The organism is Actinomadura sp. KC06 (genome assembly GCF_004348735.1).
Taxonomy (GTDB): Bacteria; Actinomycetota; Actinomycetes; order Streptosporangiales; family Streptosporangiaceae; genus Spirillospora.
The window spans coordinates 14,436-27,715 of the sequence record NZ_SMKT01000117.1; the positions used below are offsets into that span (position 1 = coordinate 14,436).

Annotated in this window: 11 protein-coding genes; 6 read left to right on the forward strand and 5 right to left on the reverse strand. The window is 67.3% G+C overall.

Going from position 1 to position 13,280, the window contains the following annotated elements; all coding sequences use genetic code 11:
* Nucleotides 1-10: 10 nt before the first annotated feature.
* Together E1287_RS30045 and E1287_RS30050 are read right to left on the reverse strand one after the other, a co-directional pair.
* Nucleotides 11-286, reverse strand: coding sequence for a DUF397 domain-containing protein (locus E1287_RS30045; RefSeq protein WP_131968634.1), 276 nt, complete (start codon nucleotides 284-286; stop codon nucleotides 11-13).
* Nucleotides 283-1,131 carry a helix-turn-helix transcriptional regulator gene (locus tag E1287_RS30050; protein ID WP_131968635.1) on the reverse strand — a complete coding sequence of 283 codons (849 nt, stop codon included), beginning with the start codon at nucleotides 1,129-1,131 and terminating at the stop codon, nucleotides 283-285. Before E1287_RS30050 ends, E1287_RS30045 begins: the two co-directional genes overlap by 4 nt.
* A 188-nt stretch (nucleotides 1,132-1,319) precedes the next feature.
* Between E1287_RS30050 and E1287_RS30055 the strand changes: the two genes are divergently transcribed.
* Entirely contained in the window at nucleotides 1,320-1,715 is a 396-nt protein-coding gene (locus E1287_RS30055) for an ATP-binding protein (protein WP_131968636.1), read from the forward strand.
* Between the two features lie 58 nt (nucleotides 1,716-1,773).
* Nucleotides 1,774-2,730 carry an ornithine cyclodeaminase family protein gene (locus E1287_RS30060; RefSeq protein WP_131968637.1) on the forward strand — a complete coding sequence of 319 codons (957 nt, stop codon included), beginning with the start codon at nucleotides 1,774-1,776 and terminating at the stop codon, nucleotides 2,728-2,730.
* Here the strand turns inward: E1287_RS30060 and E1287_RS30065 are convergent.
* Both E1287_RS30065 and E1287_RS30070 read right to left on the reverse strand, forming a co-directional pair.
* Entirely contained in the window at nucleotides 2,714-3,622 is a 909-nt protein-coding gene (locus E1287_RS30065) for a phytanoyl-CoA dioxygenase family protein (RefSeq protein WP_165969242.1), read from the reverse strand. The genes E1287_RS30060 and E1287_RS30065 overlap by 17 nt on opposite strands.
* A gap of 61 nt (nucleotides 3,623-3,683) precedes the next feature.
* Nucleotides 3,684-4,532, reverse strand: a complete 849-nt coding sequence (locus tag E1287_RS30070; RefSeq protein WP_131968639.1) for an SAM-dependent methyltransferase — start codon at nucleotides 4,530-4,532, stop codon at nucleotides 3,684-3,686.
* 437 nt (nucleotides 4,533-4,969) lie between these two features.
* Here E1287_RS30070 and E1287_RS30075 point away from each other — a divergent pair, with 437 nt between their 5' ends.
* The gene (locus E1287_RS30075; RefSeq protein ID WP_131968640.1) at nucleotides 4,970-5,173 is read left to right on the forward strand and encodes a DUF397 domain-containing protein; all 204 of its coding nucleotides are present in this window, start codon (nucleotides 4,970-4,972) and stop codon (nucleotides 5,171-5,173) included.
* Nucleotides 5,174-5,259: 86 nt separating this feature from the next.
* Here E1287_RS30075 and E1287_RS30080 read toward each other — a convergent pair whose 3' ends face one another.
* The gene (locus E1287_RS30080; RefSeq protein WP_243719531.1) at nucleotides 5,260-6,135 is read right to left on the reverse strand and encodes a helix-turn-helix transcriptional regulator; all 876 of its coding nucleotides are present in this window, start codon (nucleotides 6,133-6,135) and stop codon (nucleotides 5,260-5,262) included.
* Between the two features lie 453 nt (nucleotides 6,136-6,588).
* On the opposite strand from E1287_RS30080, the gene E1287_RS30085 reads away from it, so the two are divergent.
* The 3 genes from E1287_RS30085 (at nucleotide 6,589) to E1287_RS30095 (ending at nucleotide 12,365) form a co-directional block, all read left to right on the forward strand.
* The gene (locus E1287_RS30085; RefSeq protein ID WP_243719532.1) at nucleotides 6,589-7,215 is read left to right on the forward strand and encodes a hypothetical protein; all 627 of its coding nucleotides are present in this window, start codon (nucleotides 6,589-6,591) and stop codon (nucleotides 7,213-7,215) included.
* A 51-nt stretch (nucleotides 7,216-7,266) separates the two neighbouring features.
* A complete protein-coding gene (locus E1287_RS30090; protein ID WP_131968642.1) occupies nucleotides 7,267-10,524 on the forward strand; it encodes an NACHT domain-containing protein in 3,258 nt (1,085 codons plus the stop codon).
* A gap of 329 nt (nucleotides 10,525-10,853) precedes the next feature.
* Complete coding sequence (locus E1287_RS30095) at nucleotides 10,854-12,365, forward strand: DHA2 family efflux MFS transporter permease subunit (protein WP_243719533.1); 1,512 nt, start codon at nucleotides 10,854-10,856, stop codon at nucleotides 12,363-12,365.
* Nucleotides 12,366-13,280: the final 915 nt, after the last annotated feature.

Below are 13,280 nucleotides of genomic sequence, written 5' to 3' on the forward strand. Positions count from 1 at the left end.
GGCTTGCGGGTCAGGGGGTCAGGTCGAGCGAGCCGCCCTTGATGTCAGTGAGGAGGGACGTCCACGCGGATGGCGCGATGGAGAGCATCGGCCCGTCTGCGTTCTTGGAGTCGCGCAGCGCCACGCCTTGGCTCGTCAGAACCGCAACCTCCACGCACTCCGCACCGCCACTTCCACTGTGGCTGCTCTTGCGCCAGAGTGTGGCCACCTCAACGCACTCCTGCCCTTCACCTCCGCTGTGGCTGCTCTTACGCCATGGGGAGAAGACGAACTGCCGACTGGTCATGACTCCGACACTAGCTGTTCGATCATCGATCGGGAATCGGAAGGAGACAGCGCGACAGCTCTGAGATGGTCGAAGACCACATTGTGACGGCGGATGTCATCCGCCTGCTCCAGATACCAACCGCTGGTCAGATTCTCGACTAGAACCACGGAGAGTTCATTCGTCGTCAATGTGGTGAAGGAGCCGTTGTGCCCCGGATGGGCTCCGGCCGCGTAGGGAAGCACTTGTAAGGTCACATTCGGAAGAAGTGAGAGTTCGATCAAGCGGCTGAGCTGCGCCTTCATCACCCCGGATCCACCGAACTGCTGGCGGAGCGCAGCCTCGCTCACGATGGCCCAGAGGTGGGGTGGGTTCTCCCCGAAGAGGACCCGCTGGCGACGCATGCGGATTTCCGCCAGCCCGTCGACATCGGGCGTCTTGCCTTGAGAGACGCCGGACGCGATGACCGCACGGGCGTACTCGTCAACCTGCATGAGTCCAGGGATGAGATGGAGTTGGAAGCTCTTGATCGAGTTGGCGTCGGCTTCCAGGGAGATGTAGTCGAGCATCGAGGGTGAGAGCTTCCCTTCGTAGCGGTGCCACCAGCCCTTCTCGGCGGAGTGGCGGGCGAGTTCGTAGAGGGCTTGGCGCTGGTCGGGGTCGGTGAGTTCGTAGCGGTCGAGCATGTGTTCCAGGGCGGGTTGGCGGATGCCGCGTTTGCCCGTTTCTAGCTTGCTGAGGGAGGACGGGGTGCGGCTCAGCAGGCGGGCGGCCTTCTGGAGGGTGAGGTCGCGGCTCTCCCGCAGCTCGCGCAGCATCGTGCCGAGCTTGCGGCTTCGCATGGTCGGGCGCTGCGGGTCGCTCATGGCGTAATCATTACCTGACGATGAGTAACCGGTGAAGGATATTTGCCAGGTTGGCCAAAGTGACTAAGTCAAAAGTGCCTCGGGCACATGTGCCTGGGGACCTCGGGACGAGGCGGGCGAACGCATCGCTTGGGCTGACGCGTCCAGCACATTCTTTTCGGACACAACGATCCGTGAGGAGTGGAGTAGTGACGGTGCCGACCCTGAAGTTCGACACGCTTCTGCTGCCGGGGATGGACCGGGTGTCCGGGCACGCGCGGCGCTGGCTGCACGACGTGCTGGGCGAGCACCCGGCGCTGCGCGACGCCTCGCTCTGCATGAGCGAGCTCATCACGAACGCGCTGCGGTACACCGAGTCCGGTCAGGACGGGCAGGTCCGGGTGGAGGTGGGTCACTCGGAGAAGGTCGTCCGCGTCACGGTGATCGACGACGGGGGCGCCGAGACCGCCCCGCACCTGGCGTCGGTGGACGAGATGGCGGAGGGCGGCCGGGGCCTCCTCGTCGTCGCGTTCCTGGCCACGTCCTGGGGCGTCGACCGGCGCGGCGCGGGGCACGCCGTGTGGTTCGAGCTGGGTCACGGCTGACGGCGGACGTCCCGCGCCTACGCTGGCGGAAACACCGGAGCGATGGCGGGAGCCGACGATGACCGACCCCGGCGGAAGCGGAGCCCTCGTCCTCGATCGGGATCAGACCGGGGCGGCGTTGCCGCCGGACGCGGTGCTGGCGGCGGTGCGGACCGCGCTCGTGGCGATCAGCCGCGGCGACGTCTCCGCCCCGCCGCGCGTCGCGGCTCGTTCGGGGCACGGACTGCTGGGCGCGATGCCCGGCTTTGTCCCGGAGCTGGGGTTGTCGGCCAAGCTCGTGTCGGTCTTCGGCGGTGCCGGAGAGGGCGGTCATGGCGCGCATCGCGGGATCGTCGCGCATTTCGACGCGGAGTCGGGCCGGTTGCTGGCGGTGATGGACGCGGAGGCGATCACCGCGGTGCGGACGGCGGCCACGGCGACCGCCGCCATGCTGGCATTGGCCCGGCCGGACGCCACCCGGTTCGCCGTGATCGGCACTGGGACGCAGGCTCGGGCCCAGATCGCTTTCCTCGCGTCACTGGAATCGGTGGAACTGGTGGTCGGCGCACGTGATCTGGTGAAAGCGGAACGGCTCGTCGCGGAGTTCGATTTCGGGTCTGCCAGCAGCATCGAGGCGGCGGTCAGGACGGCCGATGTCGTTTTCTGCTGCACGTCCAGCCGTCAGCCCGTCGTCCGGCGAGAGTGGCTCACCGGCGGAGCGCATTTGAGTTCGGTCGGCGGTTCGGACGGCCCGGAGTTCGACGCCGCGACTCTGCTGTCGTCGTCGCTGTTCGTGGAATGGCCGGGTGCCGTGACCGAACCGCCGCCGGCCGGTGCGTGGGAGCTGCAGGACGCCGATCTGGGAAAGGCTGATCTGATCGGCGCCGTCCTGGACGGGCGGCACCCGGGGCGGCGTTCGGCCACCGAATTGACGGTTTTCAAGTCGACCGGTCACGCGGCGCTGGATGTCGCGGCGGCGTCAGTGGTCTATGAGGAGGCTCGCCGTCGCGGCCTGGGAATCACGGTGAATCTGTGAGGTCGAGGCCGGGGTAGCGGAGCGCGACACCGGCGAGGGTGTCGTCCGTCCAATACGGATGGCCGGGCGGCGGGAATCCGAAGAGTTCGAGCTGGCGGGGGCTGGCGTTGGCGACGAATCGGTACCACGCCGGCTCGTGGCTGCGGTCGGCCCACGCCTGGCGCTGCCCCCATTCCGCTGCGGCGCGCCGGTAGTTGACGTGCATCGAATACCGCGCGCCGCCCTTACGGGTCAGGCCCGTGCCGCGATGGAAAGTGCCCTGTTCAAAGGCCACGACGGTGCCAGCGGGACCGGCGGCCGACACTTCCAGCTCATAGAGATGAGGGCTGCCTTCGCCACCAAACCCGGATTCGTCGGCGTGGTCTGTGACTTGGCGGGGGAACCAGTTCGGTTTGGCGGCCAGATCGGCGGTGTGGGACTTCGGGACGAGATGCGGCGGTCCCAGATCCTCGGGGACGTCGACCAGGAAGATGAACATCTCCAGCTGCCGGTACTCGTCCGCTGTACTGGGCACGAGCACGGTGTGGTTGAGGTAGTCGCGGTGGAGGGCCTGGTCGTAGTCGGCCGCCCCGGTGTATTTCGCCCATGCTTCGGCGGAGTAAAGGCGCAGGTCGTTTCCGCCTAGCAGCGTCCCGGCCAATCGGATCAGGTCGTCGTGCACCGCGAGCAGGCTGATCTGCGTCGAGGCGAACGGGAAACCGTCGATTCCGGCGAACTCGTCACCGAGAAACCGGTCTCGGCGGGAATCGGTTCCGTCGTGGAAGCCTTGGGCGGACGGAAACAGCAGGTCCAGCTCGGCGAGCGCCGGGCGCAGGGTCTCCTCGGAGAGGTAGCCGGGCAGGATGACGAATCCGTCCTGCCGCCATTGCCAGACGGCTTCGTCGAGGTTCATGGCCGCAGTATCACCATGCGTCGACCGGCGGCCCAACCGACTTTCTCGTCCGCGGGAGCGGTTAAGGCTTCCGCGCCACCGCGCCGTAGCCATCCACGTGGACGGGTTCCCCCTCGGCTGGATCTGGACGCCACTGCGAGATGGAGACCATCCCAGGGTCGATTTTCTCCAGGCCGTCGAATAGTGCGTCCAGTTGCTCCACACTCCGCAGGATGTAGGGCAGAGTCCCGGATTCGGCGTACTTCTCAGTGCCGCGCCTGGCGGCCTCGGACGTGTCAGTGCAATCCCAAAGGACCAGGTAACTGCCCGATGGCACGCCCGCCATCGTCTCGTCCACGATCCGCTTGACCGTCTCGTACTCCTGGCAGAACCCCATCACGCCCATGAACATCACCGCGATCGGCTGGCTGAAGTTCAGGACGTTGGCGGCCTCCGCGAGTATCTGCTGGGGACGGTGATAATCAGCGTCGATGTACTCGGTGACGCCCTCGGGAGTGGTGCCGCGCATCAACGCGCGGGCGTGCGCGAGGACCATGGGGTCGTTGTCCACATAAACGATGCGGGCTTCGGGAGCGGCCCGCTGCGCGATCTCATGGGTGTTGGACTCGGTGGGCAGCCCGGCGCCGATGTCCAGGAAATTGCGGACCTTCGCCTCGGTCGCCAGATGGTTCACGACGCGGATCAGGAACCGTCGGGACTGCCGGGCCAGCGGGACGAGGTCGGGGTTCAGCGCGGCGGTGGCGTCGCCGACCTCCCGGTCGATCTCGTAGTTGTCCTTGCCGCCGAGCCAGTAGTTCCACGTCCGGGCCGGTGAGGGGATGTCGGTCCGCAGCCGTGCCAGCACGTCCTCTGGCAGGTCGGAAGGCTGGTTCGCGGCCGGGCCGCCGGGAGCGCCGCCAGATGAGGGCATCGTCGACTCCTCGAAATGTCCGATTGAGGCAGGATCCTACGCTTTTACCACCGAACGTGTCAGGAACCCACAAAGCCCGCTGCCGCCCGGGAACCGAGGGCGGAGCCGTCCGATGGAGGGGGCGGCGAGCCGATCCGGCGCCGCGCGGCGCGTGAGCCGATGTGGCGCGACGGCCCCGTGTCGGCGTCGGCGCCATTCCTCCGGCGGCCGAATGAGATTCTCTTCGAGTGGAGCAAACGGCGAGCAGAGTCGGATATCGGGTGCGAATAGCCGGACACCAAAGTCGCCGGCCACACCAATCGATGCAATTCCTTACGCTGGCCCATAGAAATTCCGATGCCCACAATCGCGTGGCTGCCATGCGGCCGGGACTCGATGATCGAGATGCTTATGCGCGTCGACCGACGGGGGCTTCCGATCAACCGAGGGAGTTTTGCATGTCCATGGGGCCGCGCTGGCAGAAGAGCTCTTACTGCATGAATGCATCCGATTGCGTAGAGTTGGCGCGGCTTCGTCCGGACACCATCGGGATCCGCGACAGCAAGCAGGCAGCGGACGATGGTCCCATCCTGGCCTTCTCGGCTCCTGTTCTGGAGTCGCTGATCACGCGGATCAAGCGCGGGGCCCTCGATAACGGCTGACCGCGCCCCGGCTCGGCCGGCCGGGTGCGGCCCGGTGCGGCCCGGTGCCGCACCCGAGCCATCCGCCGAGGTGACGGCGCGGTTCGTCACCTCGGCGCGGCGAGCGCGGAGATGCGGCGGATCGACTCGCCGGACGGCAGCGCGGCCTGTCTCAACGCCTCCCACGATCTGCGGTACATGTGCGTGATGCCGTCGTCCTGCACTTCCACGGAAACCGACAGGTTCTCTATGTGTGCGATGTCCGGAAAGCTCACATCGTAGGACGGAGCGAATTCCAGAAGTGTGAAGCTCTCCGAGACGATGGGCTCTCTGTGCACGTCCAGCGGCAGCACGAAAATCTCCACATTCGGGAGTGCTGACAGTTCGACAAGGGTTCTCAACTGCTTTTGCATGATGTCTTTGTCGCCCACTACGCGAAGCAGAGCGGACTCGTCCACGATGGCCGATAGCGCGAGCGGGTTCTCCTTCGTGAGCAATTCCTGGCGCCGCCTCCGCACCTCCACCCGGCGCGCTATGTCGCGTGGTGAAAAGGCGGCGATTGCTCTGGAGGTCTCCAGGGTCCGGCGGGCGTAATCCTCGCTCTGCAAAAGCCCCGGAATGACGTAGGTGTCATACGTCAAGGCGGCGTTGGCCTCGTCCTCCAGGGCCACATAGGCGGCGAATTTCTCCGTCAGCGCGTCGCGGTACCGGGTCCACCAGCCGGACTCGGTCGCCGACTGCGCGAGGGCGAGGATCTCTCCCATGTGCACCTCGTCCACCTGGTACAACTCCAGCAGCAGGCGCACGTCCGACACCCGGACCCCGATCTTCGCCGTTTCGATCCGGGAGAGTTTCGACGGCGACCATTCCAGGCGCGAGGCGACCTCCTCCGCGGTGGGCCCGAACACTTCCCTGAGCCGCCGCAGTTCGGCGCCGAGCCGGAGCCGCCGCACCGTGGGGGTTGCAGCCACGACGCCCTCCAAGGTCAGTGATCCTCGCCCGCGAGGCATCACGAGTTTTTTGCTCTGCAAGTTGCACGACCAGCCTACGATATCGCCGCCCATCGAACCAGATACATGTTCAAACCCCTGCACGCTGGCAATATGGCTCGATATGCAGGCGAACCGGAATGATTCTCCGCATCCTGGCTTGCGGGTGACAAAGTCATTCCTTTGGAACGTGCATTTGGCCGTGCATCTTGCAAGATCGTTAATAGGTGAGCAAACTGGGTCATACCACCCCCGCAGTGGTCGATCACCGCACACCTTCGACGCGGTTCGGAGACCCCGCATCCGGATCGGGCGTACGTCAGCGTGGCCCGCGAGGCAATGACGGTTCGCCGGGCCAACTTCCGAGGTCACGAGACCATGCCCGCCCTAGGGCATTCCGGCGGAAAGGCCAGATTGGGGGTCGCTCCGGTGAGTAGCAGCCAGCCCGTGCACAGGAGCATCCTTGCCATCGACATCGAGGGATCGACGGCGGCCGTGCGGACGAACCCGATCAGGCGGGAGCTGCGGTCGCAGATCTACCGCATGCTCGCCCTGGCAATGGACCACACGGGGATAGACGGCCACTGGTGCGACCCGTTCGAGGACCGCGGCGACGGCGTTCTCGTCCTGATGCGCCCGGTAGACGAACTCCCCAAGACGCTGCTGCTCTCAAGACTCGTGCCCGAACTCGCGTTACAGCTTCTGGAGTACAACACGGCACTTCCGGCGGGCGAACGTCCTCGGCTCGGTCTTCGCCTGCGGACGGTCGTTCATGCAGGCGAAGTCCACCGGGACGAGAACGGGTACTTCGGAGAAGCGGTCGATCACGCATGCAGGCTGCTGGACTCGCCGAAACTGAAGCAGTGCCTGCGAGCCAGCCCCACGCCGCTCATTCTCGTCGTGTCAGAGGACATCTACTGGGGAATCGTGCGGCACGGCTACGACGGCATCTGCCCCACCACCTACAACCCGGACTTGCGCGTCTCAGTGGGCGGACGGCGCCGCACCGGTTACGTCCACGTGCCATCGGCAATTCCGGGCATCCCGGAAAACCGCTCAATGGCCGTTGCGTGAACATGCAGCCCATGGCTCGCGATAATGCTCCCTGGATGAATTGGGGGTGGCGTGTCCATCGAGGTCGCAGCGCTGCGGGTGGGCGGTTCGGTCGCGCAGCTGGCCGTCGGACGGTGGCTCGCCGGTCACACCGCCAGGGACGCGGCCGGCAAGGATCTGGTCGAACTGATCAAGACCGGCTTCCCGGACGAGATCAAGCGCCGCCGCGTCCAGCGCCAGTTCGAGGGCATCGCCGATTCGGTCGCCGAACGGATCCTCACCTTCGCCGGCCACGAATTCGGCGGACTCACGGACGGTGACCGGCAGGCCGCCCTCCACGAGGTCGTCCGGACACTGGAAAGCGCCGATCTCTCAGACGACGCGCTTTTCGCCGCCGACGCCGACCCCGTGAAGCTGGCGCGTGGACTCAGGTCACGCTTGTCGGTCCGCAGGGCCGAATTCGAGCTGGGCGAGGCAGGAGCCCGCCTGTATGAGGTCACCCTGGACGAGTGCTGCGACTGCCTGGCCCGCATCATCGTTCATCTCCCGCAGTTCGGTCCCCGCGCGTCGGTCGAGATGCTGGGACGGCTAAGCGGAATGTCCGACCAGGTAGGCGCCGTTCTCGCGCGGCTTCCTGTACGGACGCTCGACGCCCCGGAAGGCGAGTCGGAGGACGGCGAATTCACCCGCCGTTATCTGGCCTCGATCAGCGAGTCTCTCGACACACTCGAACTGTTCGGCGTGCGGTTCGAGCGGTTCACCCGTCCGCAGACGACCCTGAGCGTCGCCTACATCAGCCTGAACGTCTCCGACGAGGTCAAACGCGCCCGCCGGGCCGCAGCGACACAGGCCGTCCCGGTCAGCGGATGGCGGGACGAGGTCACGCCGGGTGCCGTGCGGGTGGAGAGCGCGCTCCGCAGCAAACGTCTGATGCTGCTGCGCGGCGAGGCGGGCGGCGGCAAGAGCACGCTTCTGCGCTGGCTCGCGATCACGGCCGCGCGGGGTTCGTTCAGCGGCCCATTGAGCGATTGGAACGGGTGTGTTCCCTTCCTCATCAAGCTGCGCAGCCACGCGGGCGGTTCATTGCCTCGTCCCGAAGAATTCATCGACGACATCGCCGGAAATCTCGCCGGAATCATGCCGCGCGGTTGGGCGCACCGCCGCCTGGCATCAGGACGGGCGCTGCTGCTCGTGGACGGCGTGGACGAGGTCACGAGCCCCCAACGGCAGGCTGTCAGGACGTGGCTGAAGGACATCGTCGCCCAATTCCGCGACGTCCGGGTCGTCGTGACGTCCCGTCCGGCAGCCGCGGGTTCCGACTGGCTGCGCGCCGAAGGTTTCGGGACGGCCTTCCTGGAACAACTCGGCCCGGCGGACGTGCGGACGCTCGTCCAGCATTGGCACAACGCCGTCCGTGAGTGCCCGGACCTGCCGTGCGCCCCGGAACGCCTGCCCTCGTACGAAGCGCGCCTACTCGCACGACTGGAAGCGGCTCCCCATCTGCGGACGCTCGCGTCCAGCCCGCTGCTCGCCGCGATGCTCTGCGCCCTCAACCTCGATCGGGAGGCGCTCCCCCGCAACCGCATGGGCCTCTACGCCGCCGCGCTCGACATGCTCCTGGAGACGCGCGACACCAAGCGCGGCATTTCGAGCAGCCTCGAACGCGATCAGAAGATCCGCATACTTCAGGACATCGCCTGGCATCTCTCGACCAGCGCCCGCGTCGAGCTGCCCAAGGCGATGGTGGAACGGCTGGTCGCCGACCGGTTGAGCGCGATGCCGCAGGTCCGCGTCCCGCCGGGCACGGTGTTGGACGAGCTGCTCCAGCGCAGCGGCGTCCTCCGCGAGCCGGTACCGGGACGGATCGACTTCGTGCACCGGACCGTCCAGGAGTACCTCACCGCCAAGCAGGCCGCCGACCTCGGCGACATGGACCTGCTCATCCGAAGCGCGCATCGCGACACCTGGCGGGAGACGGTCATCATGGCCGCCGGACACGCCAACGAACCGTTGAGGCGCGAACTCCTCACCGGCCTTCTGAGCCGCGCCCGCGCCGAGAAACGGCATGCCCGCGTCCTGAAACTGCTGGCCGTCGCATGCCTGGAGACGCTCCCCTCAGTGCCGGACGACCTCGCCAAGGATCTCGACCGTTGCCTGGACGACCTCATCCCGCCGCGCGACGATGCATCGGCCCGTTCTCTCGCCACCGCGGGCGAGCCCGTCCTCACCCGCCTGCCCGAGAATCTGGACGGCCTCGGCTGGCCCGCGGCCTCGGCGACGATCCAGACGGCCTGGCTGGTCAACGGGCCGGGCGCCCTGGACGTCCTGGCACGCTATGCCTCCGACGCGCGTCCGCGAGTGCGGCGTCACCTGGCCAAGGCGTGGAGCTATTTCGACGCCGACGAGTTCGCCGAGCGCGTCCTCGCGCGCTATCCCCCAGGCGCCGGGCTCAAGCTGGAGTACGCGCCGCGCCATGTGAGCGCGCTCGACAAGGTCCCGCCGCTCGCAGAGCTCGAAGTCAGCATGGGCTCCATTAAAGACTTCGGGTTCCTCACCCCCCACGCAGAGACTCTGGAACATCTCGGTCTCCACTCCCTGGTGTCGATGGCCGATCCGGCGCTCCTGCCGCCTCTCCCCGCACTGCGAAGCCTCTCGATCGGGTTCCCGGGCCTGAGCGACCTCGGCTTCCTCGACGAGTTGCCACGGCTGAAGCGGGTCATGCTCGCCGATTGCCACAGCGTCTCCGATTACGCGCCCTTGCGGCGGCATGGCGGGTTGACCACCCTGTGGCTGATCAGCCCGAGTCACCTGACCGGCCTGTCCGAGCTTCCTCCCCTCGGTGCGCTGCTGACGCTCGGCCTCGAGGACTCGATGATCGCCGAGGGCCTGGAGGAGATCCGCGAGGCGGCCCCCGGCATCCGGCAGCTCTATCTGAGCCGCTGCAGATGGCTGCGGAGCATCCGTCCGCTCGTCCACCTTCCGTTGTTCGAGCTCTATCTCACCCATTGCAGGAACGTCACCGACTTCGATCCGCTGGGCTCGCTGAGAGCCCTGGACACTCTGAGCCTCGCGGGGACGCGCGTTCAGGAGCTCACGCCGCTCCGCCCCCTTGCCCGGCTGAGGAGACTGTTCCTCAACGACTGCCCTGACCTCACGGATCTCCGGCCGCTCGCGTTCCTGCCGAGCCTGCGGATGCTCGACCTCAGGCGCGCCACGCCCGGACTCGACCTGTCGCCGCTGGCCGCCAACCGCAAGCTGGACGTCTACATCAACTCTGGCCAGGACGTGCGCGGAGCCGAGGGGCTGGGGCGGCGGCTGAAGGTTTCCTAGCCGGGCGGTGAATTTCGGGTGGACCGGTGGTCTGCCTGGGATGAAGCGAGGGGAGGAACCGGATGTCGCGTCTGTCACACTTCGTTGACCTCAAGCGGAGTCGAGGTCGCACGCTGAAGGTCGTGGAGCAGGGCGGTTCTGTCAGACCCCCTTGGAATACTCCCGGAACCTGCGGAGTTTAACGGTTCGCGAAAGTGTCAGTCGCTGCAGTATTTTGCGGCAGTACCCCCTGAACCTGCCCCACGGTCCCTGCGTGCCCGCATGCGCGGGCCCCGACGATTGGATGAGAGTTGACCGCTCCCGCGTCTCCAACGACAGCGGACGGCCCGTTGAAGGAGCCCGCAGCCGACGGCGGGCTTGACCGTGGCGTGCTCGCCGTGGCCGGGGTCGTCATCGTCGGCGCCATCATGGCGATCCTCGACGTCACCGTCGTCAACGTCGCCATCAACGACCTGGCCAAGGAGTTCAACACCTCGCTGGCGACGATCCAGTGGGTCGCGACGGGCTACACGCTGGCGCTCGCGACCGTGATCCCGCTCACGGGCTGGGCCTCGGCGAGATTCGGCACCAAGCGCCTCTACATGATCTCGATCGGGCTGTTCGTGATCGGCTCGACGCTCGCCGGCGTCGCGTGGTCGGCGGAGTCCCTGATCATCTTCCGCGTCCTGCAGGGCCTGGGCGGCGGCATGATCATGCCGGCGGCCATGACGATCATGACCCAGGCGGCCGGGCCGCAGCGGGTCGGCCAGGTGATGAGCATCGTCGGCGTGCCGATGCTGCTCGGCCCGATCCTCGGCCCGATCATCGGCGGCTACCTCGTCGACGACGTGTCGTGGCGCTGGATCTTCTTCATCAACCTGCCGATCGGCGTCGTCGCGCTGGTGCTGGCGGCCAAGGTCCTCAAGCGGGACGAGCCGAAGCCTGCCGAGCGGCTCGACTTCCTCGGGCTGATCCTGCTGTCGCCCGGCCTGGCGTCGCTGATCTACGGCGTGGCCAAGGGCGCCGAGTCGAGGGACTTCCTGAAGACGGAGCCGCTGATCTTCACCGTCGCCGGCGCGGTGCTGGTGCTCGGGTTCGTGATCCGGGCCCTGAACGCCAAGAACCCGCTGATCGACCTGCGGCTGCTGAGGCGCCGGTCGGTGGCGGCGGCGTCCGGCACGATGGTGCTGTTCATGGTCGCGTTCATGGGCGCGATGCTGCTGCTGCCGCTGTACTTCCAGACGGTGCGCGGCGAGGGCGCGATGAACGCCGGCCTGCTGCTGGCCCCGCAGGGGCTCGGCGCGATGGTCACGATGCCGATCGGCGGCAAGCTCACCGACCGGATCGGTCCCGGGCGGGTCGTGCTGTTCGGCCTCGTCGTGGTGGTGGCGTCCGTCGCGGGCTTCGCCGGGATCCTGGAGGCGGACACGTCCTACTGGGCGCTGGGCGGGGCGCTGTTCGTGATGGGCCTCGGCATGGGCCTGACGATGATGCCGACGATGGCCGCGGCCATCCAGACGCTCGTGCACGACGAGGTCCCGCGGGCCAGCACGATGCTGAACATCATCCAGCAGGTGTCCGCGTCCATCGGCACCGCGATGATCTCGGTGCTGCTCGCCAACCAGCTCACGTCCAAGCTCGACTCCGCCGGCTTCGGCGGCGCGGGCGGCGGCGAGATCGGCAGCAGCGAGAAGGTGCCGCCGGCGGTCATGGAGAAGATCGCGCCTCCGATGGCGGACGCGTTCCAGCACACGTACTGGTACGCGGCCGGGCTGCTCCTGCTGGCGTTCCTGCCGGCGCTGCTTCTGCCGCGCAGGAAGCCAAAGACCCCCACGGCCGACGCGCCGATGCCGATGCACTGAGCCGTGTCGTCGCGGAGCACGGCGTGCTCCGCGACGACGGCAAAGCTCACGAGAACGCGCCTGGCGCGTTCCAGGCCCCGGCCGGGACATCGCACTCCCGGCCGGGGCCTCCGGCTGTCCACGCCCGTCTCAGACGCGCACGGAATGCTTCCAGTCTCAAGCGTCGCCAGGCCGCTTCAACACCCAGTCGGTCGCCGCACGCCCCTCGCCACAGGCGTTGGCGGCACACTTCACCGACCCACACGGCCGCGGAACCCTTCCCAACCCAAGCAACCGCAGAACGCTCCCCGTCGCTCACGGAACGCCACCCAGCGCAGGTTGCCGCGGGACGCTACCCGGCCCAAGCGCTCACGGACCCACGCCGGCCCAGCGTTCACGTAACGCGTCCCAGCCCAAGCACCCGCAGGACCCTCCCCGTCACAACGTTCGCGGAACGCCTCCCGGCACCCGTTGTCGCGGGACGCTCCCCCGGCCCAGGCGCTCACGGACCCGCCCCGTCTCCAGCGTTCACGGACGCTCGCGCCCAAGCAATCGCGGAGCGTTTCCCAGGCCCGGGGTTGCAGAACGCTGCCCGTCCCAAAGGTTCGCGGACTCCCCGTCACAGACGTTCGCGGAACGCATCCGGTGCAGGTTGTCGCGGAACGCTTCCCGGTCCAGGCGCTCACGGACCCGCCGCGTCCCCAGCGTTCGCGGAACATATTCCAGGCCACAGCACTCGCGGAGCACTCTCGGTGGCGACACTCACGGGCCTGCCCCATCTCCAGCGTTCGCGGACGCTTCCGTCCAGGCAATCTCGGGGTGTTTCCTGGGCCAGGGGTTGCAGAACGCTGCCCGTCCCAAGGGTCGCGGAACGTATCTCGGCGCAGGTTGTTGCGGGACGCTTTTCGGCCCTGGGCGGTGGCGGGGTCAGGTGGT